A 16,476-nucleotide genomic window follows, 5' to 3' on the forward strand; every position below is an offset into this window, starting at 1 on the left:
CGCAATCAGCTTGACCTGACACCGCCGACATTCGTTGCCGACCCCCTGGGAAATGTCGGAAAAATCATCGACGGCAGTGCGATATATGAGAGTTAGGTTTTGAGTATAACCGGAGTGAACCGATGACTATGTCTTTGGGTTAAGTCACTTTTTTCCACTGCCTTTATCTGCCTTTCACCGACTAATCTTCAGTATGTGGCACGAGAAACATCTTTTTCCTCCTGGAACCTGATCTTACGCAATCTTAACTTTTCCTTTTCGTTTCCTTTTAATTGCAAAGTCAGTATCATTCCTGACACAAAAAAAGTATCAGACATTGCCTAAGAATGGTTTGTCAGGTTTGGGGATCACATATGCAACAGGTCTCAAAAAATAAGGCTGGCCCGGCGAAAAATATTGTTATCGCTGGCGGTGGCTTTTTCGGCTTATATCTGGCGGAACAGCTAGCGTTAAAGGGTTGTCAGGTCACTATTTTTGAGAAAAGCCAACAGCTAATGTCACGCGCGTCATATGTTAATCAGGCGCGTGTACACAATGGCTATCATTACCCTCGAAGTATTCTTACTGCTTTACGATCGCGCCTCTCTTTTCCGCGTTTCGTTAATGAATTTCGTGACTGTATAGATGATGATTTTGCTAAGTATTACCTGGTTGCCGGGTCACTAAGCAAAGTCACTGGCGATCAATTCCTGCGTTTCTGCCAGCGAATTGGTGCTGAATGTGACGAAGCGCCAGCTTCAGTCAAACGTCTGATGAACCCGGCGTTGATTGATTCCGTGTTCACCACTCGCGAATATGCATTTGATTCCCACAAGCTGCGCGACCTCATGATTGAGCGACTGTCAGCGGCTAATGTGCGCATTGTTACAGATGCGACGGTGGAAAAAGTCCGGCAGTATGGCGATGGGCTTGAGGTATTCACCTCAATCTCCGGTCAGCCCGAAACGGTTTATGCCGATCATGTGTTTAACTGCACCTATTCACGTATCAATTACCTGCTGGATGGTTCAGGGCTGGCATTGATTCCTTTACGTCATGAAATGACGGAAATGTGTCTGGTCGATGTTCCTGATGAATTTAAAAAAATGGGTCTGACACTAATGTGCGGTCCGTTTTTTTCGGTCATGCCATTCCCTTCGGCACAGCTCCATTCGTTTAGTCATGTGCGCTACACCCCGCATAACCAATGGAGTGATGTCGCCAGTAAATCTTATGAAGATCCCCACATTAAATATGATCAGAGCCCGCGTCAGTCGGCATGGGGTCATATGCTGCGGGATGCACAACGTTATGTTCCCGGTTTGAGCGAATGCCAGTACCAGCGTTCAATCTGGGAGGTAAAAACAATTTTACCCCGCAGTGACAGCGACGATTCCCGTCCTATCCTTTTCCGTGCCAACCACGGTTTAAGAGGATTGCACTGCGTGATGGGTGGCAAAATTGACAATATTTATGACGCGTTGCATGAAATTGAGCGCCTGATTGAGCTGAATTAATAATGATAAAAAGTGAATCATTTGTCTCTGTGGTGATTGTTATCCAAAACCATCTGGAAAACATTTATGAGCCATTATCAAAACTTGGATCGCTGTTAGATGAGAACTACAGCGATTATGAATTAGTTGTTATCGCCCCCGGATTAAACACAACACATGCTGAAGTTGAAGACCGTGTGCTGAAACACATTCCCTGCGTGCGTATTATTCAACTTTCCAGCGCGGTGTTTTACGATGTTGCGCTGGCGGCGGGTCTGGAAAGTGCTATCGGGGATTTTGTCGTTCTGTGGAATCCATTATCCGATCCGATCCATATCGTGCCGGAAATTGTGAATCAATGCCGTAGTGGTACTGATGTGGTGGTTGGGGTGTCGAGCCATGTACGCACACTACGTTACCGTATTATCCGTCGTTTGATGAATGTCGCGCTGCGCACTATCGATTATGATATTCCCCGTAATGCTACCGGCTTACGTTGTTTAAGTCGTCGGGCGGTAAATGCTGTAACGCGAATTGGTCGTTTTCACCATCAGTTTTACCTGCGCATTCAAAAAACAGGCTATCCAGCGGGCGAGTTGAAATATACCCCGTTTAAAGAGTCTGAAGGCGCTAACGTGGTGGAGTCTCTGCGACGTTTATTACGTTTAATGGTGTTCAACTCCTCTCGCCCGTTGCGCTGGATGTCCGTGCTGGGAATGTGTGGGAGTGTGGCGGGTTTTGTTTTTGCCTGTTATAGCGTGTTTATTCATCTGCTGAATGGCAATGTCGCGGAAGGATGGACGACCACCATACTGTTTATGACCTCATTATTTATCGTTCAATTCGTGATGATGGCGTTTTTTGGCGAATATTTAGGCCGACTACTGGACGAAAGTAGCGCCCAGGCTGAGTATGCGGTGGTCTATGAGCGTAACAGCGAAATTATGGTGAATACCAACCGGGTAAATGTCATGGATACATCGCTGGCGCCGGAAGCCAATCACGTACAGACTGGCCGCGACAATTAATTTACTCAGAGGTTAACATGGACGCACTAATTGGATTTTCTGGTTTTGTTGGCACCACGCTGTTGAAGCAGCGTCATTTCGACTCGCTCTATCGCTCCACTAACATTGATGAGATTGTCGGCCAGACTTTCGATACTGTCGTTTGTGCTGGCGCACCGGCACAAAAATGGCTGGCGAATAAAGATCCCGCTGACGATTTACAGAAAATCGAAGCGCTGATCGAAAAATTAAAAACGGTGACCTGCCGTCAGTTTATTCTGATAAGCACTGTTGATGTATTTAAAGATCCGGTAAATGTGGATGAGGCGACCCCGATCGATACGACTGGGTTACACGCGTATGGTTTACATCGCTACTATCTTGAGCAGTTTGTCTGCCAGCACTTCCCTGATGCACTGATTGTGCGTCTACCAGGGCTCGTTGGACCGGGCCTGAAAAAAAATATCATTTATGATTTTTTACATGAAAATAACGTCGCGCAAATCGAAAGTCGCGGTGTGTTCCAGTTCTATCCAATGATCAACCTGTGGTATGACATCGAGATTGCCTTGCAGCATAAACTAAAGCTGCTGCATTTGACTGCGGCACCGGTAAGTGTGGCTGATGTGGCAAAATACGGTTTTGGCTTCGAATTTACTAATCACGTGCAGGATAAACCGGGTAATTACAGTATGAAGAGCCGTTATAGCCATCTGTTCACCAGCGATGCAGATTATCAATACAATCGTCGTGAATCACTGATGGCTATTCGTGCCTATGCACAATCTGAAAACGGCGGGAAAGCTGGATGAGAATTTCAATCTCAAACATTGCCTGGGACCCGGCCGATGACGAGGCGGTCTGCCGCTTGTTACATCGCTGGCAGGTTGATGCTATCGATATTGCGCCCGGTAAATATTTTCCCGATCCATTGCAGGCTAGCGATAATGATATCGCCATAGTACGACAGCGCTGGGAGCAGCAGGGGATTACGCTGGTCGGGATGCAATCGCTGCTTTTCGGTACCCAGGGGCTCAATCTTTTTGCTGACACAGCCGTCCAGACAAAGATGCTGAACCATTTACAGGCTGTCAGCCGTATCGCTGCTGGACTGGGGATTCCTGCACTGGTATTTGGTTCACCCAAAAATCGTGATCGCCAGGGGTTAAGCGATGAAGCCACCTGTGAAATTGCCAGTGATTTTTTTCGTCGCCTGGGCGATATCGCTCAACGCGAAGGTGTGGTGATTTGCCTGGAGCCGAATCCTGAATGCTATGGCGCTAATTTCATGACCGGAACGGCTGAAGCCGCAGCCATGGTGCGTCAGGTTAATCATTCTGGAATTAAAATGCAGCTGGATACCGGCGCTATTGCGATCAATCAGGAAAGCATCAGCGAGATCATGCAACGAGATGCTGACATCATCGGTCATATTCATCTGAGCGAGGCAAACCTTATTCCACTCGGTCGTAGCGCGGTGGATCATGTCGCCGTTGCCGCAGCGATAAATCATGCTCTGCCACAGCGGGTTGCTACCATTGAAATGCTGATGACACAGAACGAATCCCCCTTGTCTGCCATTGATGAAGCCATAGGATTTGTGACCCGGCACTATCGTGACTCAACAGGAGCCGCGGTATGAAATGGTTGATCCTGATTTTTGGTATCGCATCCAATGCTTCCGCAAGCGTACTGATAAAGATGGCGATGACACCGCCTCGCAAGTTGCCGAGCCTGGCAGAGCCTTTGGCCGTATTGTCTAACTGGCCATTGTGGCTGGGTATTTTTCTTTATGGTATGGCTTTCCTTCTTTATGCCGCCGCACTGGCCTTCCTGCCATTAAATGTTGCTCACCCGGTGCTGACCTCAGGTGCTATTGCTTGTGTGGCGCTACTCTCGGTATTAGTGTTTCGTGAGCCAATTTACTGGTCAACCATTGCCGGGATTTTTATGGTGATGGCGGGCGTCGCCTTGATTACTCTAAAAGTTAAGTAAGCAGAAAATATTATGACTGAATCAATACCTCAAAACCTTCGTGCCGGTTGGGAAGTTCCTGCATTTGAGCGCCAGATGTGGCAGGGCAAAACACATGATTATTGTGTAGTGATTCCGGTAATCAATGAAGGTGAACGTATTCGTAATCTACTGGCCCGTATGGCGGCGATTAATGTTGCGTCGTATGCCGACATCATTATTGTCGATGGTGGCAGTCGCGATGGCTCTCTGGAGCTGGAAGCGCTGAAAGCGTTGCAGGTCAGCGGATTATTATTAAAAACCGGGCCGGGCAAACTCAGTTCACAGCTGCGCTGTGGTTATGCATTTGCGCTGGACCAGGGATATGAAGGTATTGTTACTATCGATGGTAACGATAAAGACGATCCTGATGCCATCCCGCAGTTTATTGCTGCATTGAAAGACGGTGTGGATTTTGTGCAGGCATCACGTTTTGTCAAAGGTGGCGTGGCTGAAAATACCCCTGCTTCACGCGACTTCGCAATCCGTTTTATTCATGCGCCGATGCTGAGTGTATTTTCAGGTTTTAAATGGACGGATACGACTCAGGGATTCCGGGCTTACAGCCGTAAAATGTTGCTGGACGCGCGTATTGCACCGTTCCGCGACATTTTTTCGACTTATGAACTCCTTGCTTATCTTTCTTACCGCGCACCAAAGCTGGGTTTTCGTTGCCTTGAAATTGCGACAGTCCGTCGTTACCCGAAAGGTGAAGTTCCCACTAAAATTAGCGCTATCCGTGGTAACTGGTCAGTTTTGTCGATTCTGTTTGCTGCCTGCTTTGGTAAGTATAACTGAAGATTGATTCTGCTATAACCAGAACCAGGGTGGCGTATGTTTGGATTCTCTCGTGCTAATCTTGTAACAACTGACAACACGAGAGCGGAATTATTTAATCTCGCTCAGTTGTTCGTTTTTATATTTGCAATTGTTTTTACTGCCACATGTCAGCAGCCGCTTAGTGTCGAAACAGTGGGTGGTCCTGTAAAATGGGTAAATGAACAATGGCTAAATGCGCTGCCGGTTTTTTTTACTGGCCCACAGGACTTTCTTTTTAGCTATGGACCATTATATTGGCTGAGTGGCAATGTTGTTGCACAGTACTCCCTGCTTTCATATTGGTTAACTGCTATTTTCATCAGTTTGTATGCTGCATTTAGCTGGGCAATCATGTTGCGCCTTGCTATCAGGCATAGAGCTGTTATTCTGTTAGCGATAATTTATATTAGTGTGATAAAAGTTTTTGACTCGGCAACTATTTATTTTATTCTTCCTCTTTTAATCATAATTTATTGCCACTCAATTGGTAAGGAGCGCTGGTTAGAAAATAAAAGAATGTTGTTTTCCCTTGGGTTTTGCGTCGCCTTTTTATTTTATGTGCGTTTTTTTTATGGCATGATTGCACTGCTCACCTTTGGCAGTTATTTTTTTTCGACAGGTGTGATAAAACGCCATTTCTCGGTTGTAGTGTTTTTTACAATTACAGCAGTCATTTTCTACATTCTGCTTGGTCTTCTTATCTTTCATCATGCCAGTAGTGTGATTGATTACACAGTTATTAACTCACAGCTTAATTTTGGCAACTCTGTAGACATGACGTATGATGTGCGTTTAAAAAATGTCACTTACATCATCATCTTCTTTGTTTTTATTTGCTTTAATGTTTTTCTCGCTAGAAATAAACCGGTGTTGTTGCTGACCATTAATGGTCTGCTTTTGATTTTTTTTAAAATCGGCTTTTCGCGTGCCGACCATTATATTAATTATTTTATTTACCCTGTTTCACTGATGTCATTAATCTTTGTGGTAAGTTCAAAGCGCAGATGGTTCGTATTGGCATTTTTTATGCTGGCGTTGATGTTAATGATGGGACATATGTCAATTTTTCCCGGTGTACGAAAACTTACTGACTTGATGACGCATGAAGATTTTTCACGGAATTACACCGAGCGTGCCGCCGCAAAATATCCTCAATACGTATTGCCAGCTGATATTGTTGCAAAAATCGGCCGTCAGACAATTGACGTCTATCCCAATAGCAATGAGTATTTGTTGGCAAATAAGTTGACTTACCATCATCGTCCGTCATTTCAAAACTATATGACATTGACACCGGTGCTGGATAATCTTAATGCGACCTTTTTTGCCGGTGATGATGCCCCTGAATATGTTTTGTGGACGACTACTACGGCGTGCCTCAATAGCCATTGCCCGGCCTATGACGATTTTGACTACAAATATGTCCTCAATGAAGATCCTCTAACGTCGACTGCTATATTAAGCCATTACCAGATGATCCGTACTTTCCCTGGGGAAAAAGGGACACCTGTTATGCTATTTAAGAAAAAAACACAGAGCGTGCCATTAACATCACAGGTGCTCGGTAAAGTAAAATTGCATTTTGGTGAATGGATTCCTGTACCTAAGTTTACGTCTGGTGCCATAAAATTAAAACCAGAGTTAAGTTTCACGCTACTGGCAAAAATACAAAATGCGCTATATCGTGGCGGTGTTCTCTACGTAAATTATAAACTGACCAACGGAGAGGTTAAGCGTTATCGTCTGAATATTATCAACGCACAGAGCGGGGTCTGGGTTTCTCCCTGGCTTGATACCTTCCCTCAGCAGGGTGAACGTGTCATAGAGGTGATGCTTGAGACACCTAGCCAGCATTACTTCACGGATGATTTCCAGGCAAGCTGGGAAAACTATCCTTTTGATAATATTAAAGTCGCAAACTCATCATTACAGACATTTACGGCTGAAAAACCCGCAGGATTGCCTGAGATAATGACCGCCTGTGATGCCAGTATTGATGCTCTTGAATCGTCAAGCTTTATTCTTGATGGGCAGACGAAAACAAGGCTGAGGAGTACGGGGTGGACAGCGCTTTCCATCGAGCATAATCAGCCTGCCGAACGGGCGTGGTTAACATTGACCAATGTTCAGGGACAACGCTTTTACGCGCCTATGGCATCGGTTCCACGTGGTGATGTGGCAAGTTATTTCCATAAGCCAGGTTTAATCAATTCTGGTTATAAAGTTGTGGCAGACGTCACGGATTTTAAAGGAAATTATCAGGTCGGCCTATCGATTGCCGGTGATGGAAAACTGTTGCAATGCAGCAACTTCGTTAAACCCATCACTCTCCAATAAGCCAGAACCCAAAAGGGGAGCGAAAGCTCCCTTCAGACTGCTGACAAACCCCACTTTTTCACGTGGGGTTCTTCTTTTGTAGCAACGCGTTTTGTTTTAGCCTGAATAGAACCCTGTAGATAATGTCCGATGCTGGTAAGCGAGAGTAATGCACCGCGAGTTAACGCAACGGTGGCATAAGGTAGTGCATTCTTTTGGTACTGATGACATGGTGTTCACGCGCCATTAAAATACGTCTGGCATAATATTCGAGCAGGCATAGAGGTGATTTGATTGAATTTGTCAACACAATCAGTAGATCACGTATTTCTATGCCTATCTTCTTGACCCAATCATTATTCGGGCTTCATTAGTCCGGAAGATGCTTAGTTTTATTTAACTTCAATGTAATCGCCTTTACCATCAGGGGCAAGGAGTTTTATATCTTCCTTTTTAATCTTCCCAATGCCAGTGTAATCAAAAGAAAATCCACTTCTTTTACCTGCCTCATTAAACGCACGATAAACATCGTTGCGTTTAAATTTAGGTTTAATCTCACCAACTAACCCACCATTCACAATGACGAAAACTCTCGCATTTTCGGGGCCTTTAGAGAAAGCCCATCCAGCAACGGAAATGTGATAGGATTCTTTATCCAGCCCCCTATATAATTCGCTAACTGTCTCGTTAATAGTGAGGTCTTCGATGTGAGCAATAACTTCTGAATTACTATGTCGGTAATACTGAAAATCAGAATTAATTGACGTTTCAGTGTTGGAAGTGAAAAAGAAAACAACAATTAATGCGAATGAAATAATGGACGTTGTGCATATTGTAACGATGTAACGAGCCATTCTCGGCAACTTTCTGAATGCGATGTTTAATATTGAGCCTATAGATACCATTGCTACAGGGACAATACCATATGCAAATAACTGGCCGTTTAAGTGGTAGTGTATTGTCATGTGATGCCATGCAAGTATTTGCCATGAAAATACAGCAGAAATAATCAGCATTATCCCAAATGAGAACAGCTTAGTGTCACTGCTAAATCTGGACCGTATTGAGGGTATTAAATGCGTCAGGCATGGCAGAGTCATAATTGTGGATATTAACACAAACCAACCGAATGGGATTACTTTCCCTCTAACAACAATCGCAGGGAAATGGAGATACTCTTTAAATGCTATCCAGGCGAAAATGACTACGTGTTTACTTACCCCTTCAGATAGAGTGTCAATAATAGCTTCGTTACCCGGTCTGGATTTGAGGTGAGCAATAAGGAGTTCAGGATAATCACCACCACCATCAGTTCCTGTGTGTGCCTCTGCCCTATTGAGAATCGTAGAAAATCCATAATTTTCATTGATGCTATGCAACTGAACAACGTGAATACATACCGCAACTATAAAGCCGACTATACATGCCGAAAAGATTAAAGCTAAATCATAAAATCTGAAGCTTAAGCCAGTACGGATAAGGGAAAAAACATAACCAGCACACGCAAATAATGTGATTGTAGTTATATATTCATAGCCACACAGACACCTAATCACCATAGCTATAGCAATAAGGGTTAGTGGTAAATATTTTCTTCCTGAGCGAATTCTCTCACCCAAAAGGAAGGTGATAATACCAGGGAGAATGGTAGTAAATGGAACCCAATAAAGAGAATATGAAAACGGCAGAACCCAGGGAGATAATGCCAGTGATAGCCAATAGAGGGCGAGTGCAGGAAACCCAGCAACACGATTTATTTTATTAGCTGGCATTGCAAACACAATAGCAGTAAGGAGTGAGAATAAATGTGCAGCAGATACGCTTATATCAATAACGCTCATCCCATTCTGATGATTATGAAGGATAGATAGCAATATTCCTTGAAGCCCAAACTGGGATGTGTATGTTTGCTCAAACCATCTTGAGTCGTTGGAATGCAATATCTTGTTTACAATTATGTAAGAATCGGAACCCAGGAAATTATTTCCATGGCTGGTAATTGTAATCGCCCAGTATAAAAATAGCGTAAGACTGAAAATTGAAGTGACAAGGAATGATTCTTTGAGGAAACTCCCTCGAATAAAATTACTACGTTCCACCGCATCCTCCATTTGTTGCGACAGTAAAATCATATTATTATCTTACATAGCTAAGGTGTAAGCAGATGTTGCTCAGTATGCAATATTTTCTTCAAAGCCCCTTTCGGGGCTTTTTTTAATTTCTTACGCATCCAATGTTTTTTACATGGTCAGACGGTACCCTTATGTACCAGTCTGGAGATGGAAGTATCTGGATCCTGCTAAATCCATTCCCTTCATCCTTTGCGCTACAAAGAGCATTAGTATAGATATAATCTAATGCAACTCTGCGCTTGTCCTGAGAGTTTTCAAACATCATATGAATGCCAGATACATAGACGATTGCCATCACCAGCACCCACACGTACCCAACTATTGAGTTTTTGAATTGTCCGGCGCAAATTGCCATCAATGCCGAGGAGATAATATTTATCCCCATGAAGTATCGATCTGGATACGTTGCACCATAACCGGTAAGAAGGCCAGTGATGCCAGAACGCCCGGCAGCTGTTGCGGAGTCATAAATCACGAGCATAGCTGCAAACATAAGTATCGCGATTCTGCTTCTTTTTTCCGCTTTAGTAAAAGCTACTACAACAAAAGCCGCGTATACCAGCGTCAGAATGATGGATGTAACGTTACTCAGTTTGTTGTAAAACGGGAATGTGAATGAGTAAAGCAATGATCTGGCTGTCACCATTTCCATCAGATGGCTACTGTTGTATGCGCCAATGATTCCTCCGCTCCCATTCATTCTCGGAACAATCATCAGGAACAATACCAGGAGAGCGATAAGCAGTGGAAGAAAGCTAATGATTAATCGTTTCTTGTGTTCAGTGCTTAAGAAGCTGATGACAAAATAAATCCCGGTTACTGCAAAGTTAACAGGGTTGGTTGCTGCCATCAGGAAAATAAGAATGTCACAAGCAATCTTTCTCTTAGCTGAACCATCATCATCTCGGTAAAGATGAGCGCAGATAGACAGAACCGGCATATAAAACCCTACCTGAACCAGTGTTCCAATTGATTCTGCCTGAGAAACACCAAGCGGTATAAGGATTGACATGCTATAGGCAAGGAATGCCAGCATCGTTCCTGCATATCTCTTTACGGTCAGAAATATAATGACTGAAGATAATGAATAGAACGAGTAGGACAGAAAAGAGATAAACAGTGGGAGCAGTAAAAGAGGGCTTCCGCTAAATATGTGACTTAATGATGAAGCACACCATAAAAGGAATATATTGAAGAAAACAAAATAATCTGGTCTTGCATGAATGAAAGTATCTAACCAGCCGTTAGATAAAGCCCTTCCAATCCATACACCATCTTCTGCATAAATTGTTGGAGTGATTACTGGCTGAGGGAATCTTGCAAAGAATACAAGAACGCCTAATGCAAAGGTGATCGCAATGACCTTTGCGTTGGAATAACTTTTGATACCAACCTCCGTGGCCGATTTTGCCGTACCTGTTAGTGTGAGCAAGACGGTTAAGCACCGTACGATTGCAGCACCATGGAGAGAGCGAAAGAGAAGAGGGCGAAAACGCCAGCCGCAAAATTAACAACGAATAGGGTTGTTTTGATACCAGGAAGATGTGAGTTAAAGAACTCCGGCATGGAAAATACCTCAGACTGTAAATAATTAGCCAAGAATTGTCATCAATAATAATAGGAATATCCTTAAAGATCCATCACGAGAGCCAGCCAGCAACTAAATTCTCTTTATCCTCAGTCCCTACTCAGCAAGCTCTCACAGTCGGCTTGTTCGCTCATATCAATCGATAATGCTGTGTACGCATACAGATATAAGTAATAGGCAATCACCATGCCATGCTATCGCGACATTCAGAATGCTTCCGACAGAGCAGCAAGATGGATATCAGAGGCCATAAAACAGTTACCACTGGTGATTTCGTTGTCGAACTGGAGCGCCGGAACCATTGCTGGACACTGAAGCATTATGGTTGACAATCTAATCAGGTCCAAACAGGGCGATGCGATAAAGGGTAAGCCAGTGGAAAAGGTGACGGTGGTCGTTGTGGTGGCATGGGTAGTTAACCATTTCAAACGGGTATTGCTGTAGAAAGGGTTCTTTAAGCATGGCAGTCAGTCCGTTAAATGCACTGACCTTATTAGATCAAAGTCTGAAGGGAGCGAAAGCTCCCTTTTTTACACCCCCAGCCTATCCCTTAACGCATACCAGGCCGCGCCCATCGCCGTCAGGGGGATTTTAAAACGTCTGCCGCCCGGGAAGGGCAGGTGCGGCAATCTGGCGAAGGCATCAAAACGTTCCGCCTGACCACGCAGCACTTCCGCAATCAGCTTGCCGGACAGATGGGTGCAGGTTACACCATGCCCGCTATCGCCCTGCATAAAATAGACATTTTTCTCCAGCTGGCCGAATTGCGGCATGCGAGACAGCGTGAGCAGAAAATTACCGCTCCAGCGATAATTCAGCCGTACATCGCGCAGTTGCGGGAAGGTACGCAACAGCTTTGGTCGAATCAGCGTCTCAATATCATCGGGTTCACGCGCACCGTACACCACGCCGCCACCGTAGAGCAGGCGGTTATCGGCAGTCAGGCGGAAGTAATCCAGCAGATAATTACAATCTTCGACGCAATGATTGTTTGGCAACAACCCGAGCGCCTGGTCGCGGCTGAGCGGTTCAGTGGTGACGATTTGCGAACCACAGGGCATGCTTTTGCGGCTCAGACGCGGTTCCAGCTGTGAAGGCAGATAGGCGTTTCCGGCGAAAATCACAAAAGTGGCGCTGACATCCCCCTGCGCGGTCTTCACCCGATTCGGCGTGCCATATGCCACTTTCAGTGCGGCGGACTGCTCATAAATACGCCCACCATGCCGGCGAATCGCTTCGGCTTCACCCAGCGCCAGATTCAGCGGATGCAAATGTCCACCGCGTTTATCCAGCAGACCGCCAACATAGCGATCGGTCGCCACTTCCCGGCGGATAGCACGTTCATCAAGCAGTTCTAAATCATGGTTGCCATAACGTGCCCAGCTGGCTTTCTGACTGCGCAGATGTCCCATCTGGCGGTTGTTGAGCGCAGCGAAAATGCCTCCGGGTCGATAATCACAGGCGATGGCATAGCGATCGATGCGATCGCGAATAATGTCCGCCCCTTCGAACATCATGCTGCCCAGCATCTTCGCGGTATCTTTGCCATAACGCTGTTCAATCACATCAACATCGCGGCTATAGGAGTTCACCACCTGACCGCCGTTACGGCCGCTGGCACCAAAGCCGATTTTCGCCGCTTCCAGCACCACCACATCATAGCCAGCCTCGGTGAGAAACAGCGCCGATGACAGCCCGGTAAAGCCGCCACCAATAATGCACACGTCACACTGAATGCTTTCCTGCAGTGCTGGCCAGGGCTGGTGCGCATTCGCAGTTGCGGCGTAATAACTCTCCACATGTTGCATCACAACCTCCTTATGCGCGAAACGTCAGAAATTTGCCGGAGAGTGGGCGCTGACAATCCGGCATGGCTGATCGGACATATTGGTAAAACTGTGTGGCAAGCCGGTATCGATCACGTAACTTTCACCGGCATACAGGTGATAACTCTGGCCGTTCACCACCAGGGTGATCTCGCCTTCCAGCACTGTCCCGGTCTCTTCGCCAGGATGGCGCAGTTTTTCACCGGTGCTGGAGCCAGGAGCATAATTTTCCAGCAACATCGCCAGTGCGCGCTGTGGCACGCCGTTATCAATCAATTGTAACGACACCCCAAGGCTACCGATCTCGACACGATCGTCAGGGCGGATAATCACCCGTGGGGTATTATCCTGTTTGGGTTCGGAAAAAAATTCCGACAGGGACAAGCCATAAACCTTGAGCAGTTTTTGTAGGGTGCTCACCGCCGGGCTGACTTTATCCTGCTCGATGGTGCTGATGGCGCTGTGAGTTAAACCGGATAATTCGGCAACGCGGCGCTGAGACAATCCCAGCTCCTGGCGGATTTGTGATAAACGTCGTCCGGGCGCCAGAGTGGCGTCGTTCATGGTCGTTTTTCCTTGTGATAACGAGCAGCAGCATGAATAAATGCTTCGAACAACCGGCGCGAAACCGGATCGTCGGTCGAATGCCACTCCGGATGCCACTGCACTGCCAGGGCAAACGGGTGCTGACGTAAACTCACCGCTTCTATCAGGCCATCGGCCGCGCGCGCCTCGATGCGCACCTGGGGACCGGGTTCGCGTATCCCCTGTTGATGGAGAGAATTCACCGCAAAAGCGGCATCGCTACCAAGCAACTGGCTGAGCAGGCCATCCGCTTCCGGTTTCACCTCATGTACCGGGGCGTACTGCTGTTCCAGTGGTAACGACTCATCTTCACGATGTTCCTGGAACTGATGCGTCAGGTGCAGGTAGCGATGCAGCGCACCGCCGTTCGCCACCACCAGTTCCTGTAAACCGCGACAAATACCCAGTATCGGCATCTTTTTACCCATCGCGTGGGTGATAAGACCAAAAGCGAGACGATCGCGCGCCGGGTCGGCATGGGATTCCACCCCTTCCTCACCATAATGCCAGGGTTCAATGTTACTCGGGCTGCCGGTGAGCAAAATACCGTCCAGCAGCGTCATACTGTTTTCTAATAGATGAGGAGCTTGCATCAATTGATGTGGCAAAGGGAGGGGCAGGCCATCAGCGAGCACGATGGCATCAAGATACTTGTTATGAACGGTCTGACCCGGATGGCTGCCAATGTTGTTCTGGCACATCACTACGCCAATCAAGGGTTTGTCAAAAATAATGCCCATTACGTCTCCGCGTCGCTGTTCAATATTTTCGCCGATAATGCGCACCTGAGGTAAAAGTGTGCAATATATTGTCAATCTAGCAACCGCCTGGCTAATCTTCAAACAGATTTGTTACATTTGCACACTTTTTGTGTTGGAGCTATGTTAGATGGGTGGCTGTTATTTTGAGCATTGCGCAAACCTGACAAACGGTAAAGGGCGGGTGGGATCATGACGAACCTCGTGGAAGTAGAAGACTTCACGCGACATAGTGAAGAGAAGCGAACCAGCGCGTTCCAGCTGGAGGTGAAAACCTGGCTGGAACGCCATCCTGAAACGCAGTATGTCGATATACTTTTAAATGATCTGAATGGGGTATTTCGCGGTAAGCGTATTCCCGTCTCAGCGTTAGCAAAACTGGAAAAGGGCTGTTACTTCCCGGCTTCGGTCTTTGCCATGGATATTCTGGGTAACACCGTCGAAGAAGCCGGACTGGGACAGGCGCTCGGCGAGCCAGACAATATTTGCTTTCCTGTCCTGGGTTCTTTAATGCCCTCCGCTGCCGACCCCCAACGCGTTGCACAACTGCTGCTGACCATGTGCAACCAAGATGGCACTCCCTTTGACGTTGAACCCCGAAATGTCCTCAATCAGCTGTGGCAACAGTTGCGCAATCGCGGATTATTTCCGGTGGTAGCGGTAGAGCTGGAGTTCTATCTGGTCGATAAAAAGCGTGATGCAGAAGGGTATATCCAGCCGCCTTGTGCGCCTGGCAGTGATGAACGCAACATGCAAAGCCAGGTCTATTCGGTGGATAACCTCGATCACTTCGCCGACGTGCTGCGTGATATTGACGACCTGGCAAAACAGCAGGGCATTCCGGCGGATGGTGCGCTGGCCGAAGCCTCACCAGGACAATTTGAAATCAACCTGCATCACACGCGTGATGTGCTGAAAGCCTGCGATCACGCCATCCAGCTGAAACGCCTGGTGCGTCAGGTGGCGGAAAATCATGGCATGACCGCAACGTTCATGGCGAAGCCCTACGAGGAGTATGCGGGCAGCGGGATGCACGTACATATCAGTATGCTCGATGCGGCCGATCACAACGCCTTCTCACTGGATGATGGTAGCGATTCACCACTGTTGAAGCGTGCGCTGGCTGGGATGATCGATTTGATGCCGGCTTCCATGGCGTTGCTGGCACCAAATGTGAATGCGTATCGTCGCTTTCTGCCGGATGCTTTTGTACCGTTGCAGGCTTCCTGGGGACATAACAATCGCACGGTCGCGTTACGTATTCCCTGCGGCGATGTGGAAAATCATCGTGTGGAATATCGTGTTGCCGGAGCCGATGCAAATCCTTACCTCGTAGTGTCAACCATTCTTGCCGGTATTCTGCACGGTCTGGACAACGCATTGCCGCTACCGCATCCGGTGAAAGGCAATGGTCATGAGGCGGAGGGGCTGGCGCTGCCGATTCGGCAGAGTGATGCGCTGTATGAATTTGAGAACAGCTATCCGCTGCAAAAAATATTGGGGGAACGTTTCAGTGCCGTCTGGCATAGCTGCAAACAGTACGAACTGATGCAGTTTGAGCGGCTGATCACCGCAACCGAGATTGACTGGATGCTGAAGAATGCCTGATCGCAGGAAGAATAGCGGCAACATCTTGTATTGAAGCCAGTAATTAAGGCAAAATATGCGCCCTGCAAAATACCAATATAACCGACGCTTATCGCGTCGGTTATTTTTTGCAGAGTGATTTCACCATAATTTAACCGAGGCCGGACACGCATCCGGATAGATAGACACTGAAACACGCGTTGCGCGTGAGATTTTGAGGATACAAAGATGGGGCTGTTTACAACTGCACCAGCGCAGGCTGGTTCTCGCTTTCGTGATGACTACGGCGCTGCGGTAAGCACAAATGCTTATCAACCCACCTCCTGTCGCAATTTGCGCAGTTTCCCTGTGGTACAACCCAGTCCGGTTG

Annotated in this window: 14 protein-coding genes; 9 read left to right on the plus strand and 5 right to left on the minus strand. The window is 46.8% G+C overall.

Features of this window, described 5'->3' with window-relative positions; genetic code table 11:
- Window positions 1–353: 353 nt before the first annotated feature.
- From PW844_RS05545 to PW844_RS05575, 7 genes are read left to right on the plus strand one after another with little or no spacing between them, the layout of a single operon-like run.
- A complete protein-coding gene (locus PW844_RS05545) occupies window positions 354–1,496 on the plus strand; it encodes an FAD-binding oxidoreductase (RefSeq protein WP_299449299.1) in 1,143 nt (380 codons plus the stop codon).
- A gap of 2 nt (window positions 1,497–1,498) precedes the next feature.
- Window positions 1,499–2,503, plus strand: a complete 1,005-nt coding sequence (locus PW844_RS05550; protein ID WP_299449302.1) for a glycosyl transferase family 2 — start codon at window positions 1,499–1,501, stop codon at window positions 2,501–2,503.
- A 17-nt stretch (window positions 2,504–2,520) separates the two neighbouring features.
- Window positions 2,521–3,294, plus strand: a complete 774-nt coding sequence (locus tag PW844_RS05555; protein WP_299449304.1) for a pyridine nucleotide transhydrogenase — start codon at window positions 2,521–2,523, stop codon at window positions 3,292–3,294.
- Window positions 3,291–4,124, plus strand: coding sequence for a TIM barrel protein (locus PW844_RS05560; protein ID WP_299449306.1), 834 nt, complete (start codon window positions 3,291–3,293; stop codon window positions 4,122–4,124). Before PW844_RS05555 ends, PW844_RS05560 begins: the two co-directional genes overlap by 4 nt.
- Window positions 4,121–4,477: an EamA family transporter gene (locus PW844_RS05565; RefSeq protein WP_299449309.1), complete on the plus strand. Its 357-nt coding sequence runs from the start codon at window positions 4,121–4,123 to the stop codon at window positions 4,475–4,477. Before PW844_RS05560 ends, PW844_RS05565 begins: the two co-directional genes overlap by 4 nt.
- Window positions 4,478–4,489: 12 nt before the next feature.
- On the plus strand, window positions 4,490–5,293 hold the full coding sequence (locus PW844_RS05570) for a glycosyltransferase family 2 protein (protein WP_299449311.1): 804 nt from the start codon (window positions 4,490–4,492) through the stop codon (window positions 5,291–5,293).
- A gap of 36 nt (window positions 5,294–5,329) precedes the next feature.
- On the plus strand, window positions 5,330–7,651 hold the full coding sequence (locus PW844_RS05575) for a hypothetical protein (protein WP_299449313.1): 2,322 nt from the start codon (window positions 5,330–5,332) through the stop codon (window positions 7,649–7,651).
- Window positions 7,652–8,022: 371 nt separating this feature from the next.
- Here the strand turns inward: PW844_RS05575 and PW844_RS05580 are convergent, their stop codons facing one another.
- Window positions 8,023–9,729: a hypothetical protein gene (locus PW844_RS05580; protein WP_299449315.1), complete on the minus strand. Its 1,707-nt coding sequence runs from the start codon at window positions 9,727–9,729 to the stop codon at window positions 8,023–8,025.
- Window positions 9,730–9,844: 115 nt separating this feature from the next.
- Window positions 9,845–11,194, minus strand: a complete 1,350-nt coding sequence (locus PW844_RS05585; protein ID WP_299449318.1) for a hypothetical protein — start codon at window positions 11,192–11,194, stop codon at window positions 9,845–9,847.
- Between the two features lie 477 nt (window positions 11,195–11,671).
- Here PW844_RS05585 and PW844_RS05590 point away from each other — a divergent pair, with 477 nt between their 5' ends.
- Window positions 11,672–11,794, plus strand: a complete 123-nt coding sequence (locus PW844_RS05590; RefSeq protein WP_299449321.1) for a hypothetical protein — start codon at window positions 11,672–11,674, stop codon at window positions 11,792–11,794.
- Window positions 11,795–11,880: 86 nt separating this feature from the next.
- Here the strand turns inward: PW844_RS05590 and PW844_RS05595 are convergent, their stop codons facing one another.
- From PW844_RS05595 to puuD, 3 genes are read right to left on the minus strand one after another with little or no spacing between them, the layout of a single operon-like run.
- Complete coding sequence (locus PW844_RS05595) at window positions 11,881–13,158, minus strand: FAD-binding oxidoreductase (protein WP_299449324.1); 1,278 nt, start codon at window positions 13,156–13,158, stop codon at window positions 11,881–11,883.
- Between the two features lie 24 nt (window positions 13,159–13,182).
- A complete protein-coding gene (gene puuR, locus PW844_RS05600) occupies window positions 13,183–13,740 on the minus strand; it encodes an HTH-type transcriptional regulator PuuR (protein WP_299449327.1) in 558 nt (185 codons plus the stop codon).
- Window positions 13,737–14,501: a gamma-glutamyl-gamma-aminobutyrate hydrolase gene (puuD, locus tag PW844_RS05605; RefSeq protein ID WP_299449330.1), complete on the minus strand. Its 765-nt coding sequence runs from the start codon at window positions 14,499–14,501 to the stop codon at window positions 13,737–13,739. The genes puuR and puuD overlap by 4 nt, the downstream gene beginning before the upstream one ends.
- A 210-nt stretch (window positions 14,502–14,711) precedes the next feature.
- Between puuD and PW844_RS05610 the strand changes: the two genes are divergently transcribed.
- Window positions 14,712–16,127 carry a glutamine synthetase family protein gene (locus PW844_RS05610; RefSeq protein WP_299449333.1) on the plus strand — a complete coding sequence of 472 codons (1,416 nt, stop codon included), beginning with the start codon at window positions 14,712–14,714 and terminating at the stop codon, window positions 16,125–16,127.
- The last annotated feature ends 349 nt before the right edge of the window (window positions 16,128–16,476 follow it).

It is taken from the genome of Pantoea sp., from assembly GCF_028283705.1.
Lineage (GTDB): Bacteria > Pseudomonadota > Gammaproteobacteria > Enterobacterales > Enterobacteriaceae > Pantoea.

Excerpts from the sequence above, each read along its gene's own strand:
- PW844_RS05565 (WP_299449309.1), top strand. The coding sequence starts at position 4,121 with ATGAAATGGTTGATCCTGATTTTTGGTATCGCATCCAATGCTTCCGCA.
- PW844_RS05575 (WP_299449313.1), top strand. The coding sequence starts at position 5,330 with ATGTTTGGATTCTCTCGTGCTAATCTTGTAACAACTGACAACACGAGA.
- PW844_RS05560 (WP_299449306.1), top strand. The coding sequence starts at position 3,291 with ATGAGAATTTCAATCTCAAACATTGCCTGGGACCCGGCCGATGACGAG.
- PW844_RS05550 (WP_299449302.1), top strand. The coding sequence starts at position 1,499 with ATGATAAAAAGTGAATCATTTGTCTCTGTGGTGATTGTTATCCAAAAC.
- PW844_RS05610 (WP_299449333.1), top strand. The coding sequence starts at position 14,712 with ATGACGAACCTCGTGGAAGTAGAAGACTTCACGCGACATAGTGAAGAG.
- PW844_RS05590 (WP_299449321.1), top strand. The coding sequence starts at position 11,672 with ATGGTTGACAATCTAATCAGGTCCAAACAGGGCGATGCGATAAAGGGT.
- puuD (WP_299449330.1), bottom strand. The coding sequence starts at position 14,501 with ATGGGCATTATTTTTGACAAACCCTTGATTGGCGTAGTGATGTGCCAG.
- puuR (WP_299449327.1), bottom strand. The coding sequence starts at position 13,740 with ATGAACGACGCCACTCTGGCGCCCGGACGACGTTTATCACAAATCCGC.
- PW844_RS05570 (WP_299449311.1), top strand. The coding sequence starts at position 4,490 with ATGACTGAATCAATACCTCAAAACCTTCGTGCCGGTTGGGAAGTTCCT.
- PW844_RS05555 (WP_299449304.1), top strand. The coding sequence starts at position 2,521 with ATGGACGCACTAATTGGATTTTCTGGTTTTGTTGGCACCACGCTGTTG.
- PW844_RS05595 (WP_299449324.1), bottom strand. The coding sequence starts at position 13,158 with ATGCAACATGTGGAGAGTTATTACGCCGCAACTGCGAATGCGCACCAG.
- PW844_RS05545 (WP_299449299.1), top strand. The coding sequence starts at position 354 with ATGCAACAGGTCTCAAAAAATAAGGCTGGCCCGGCGAAAAATATTGTT.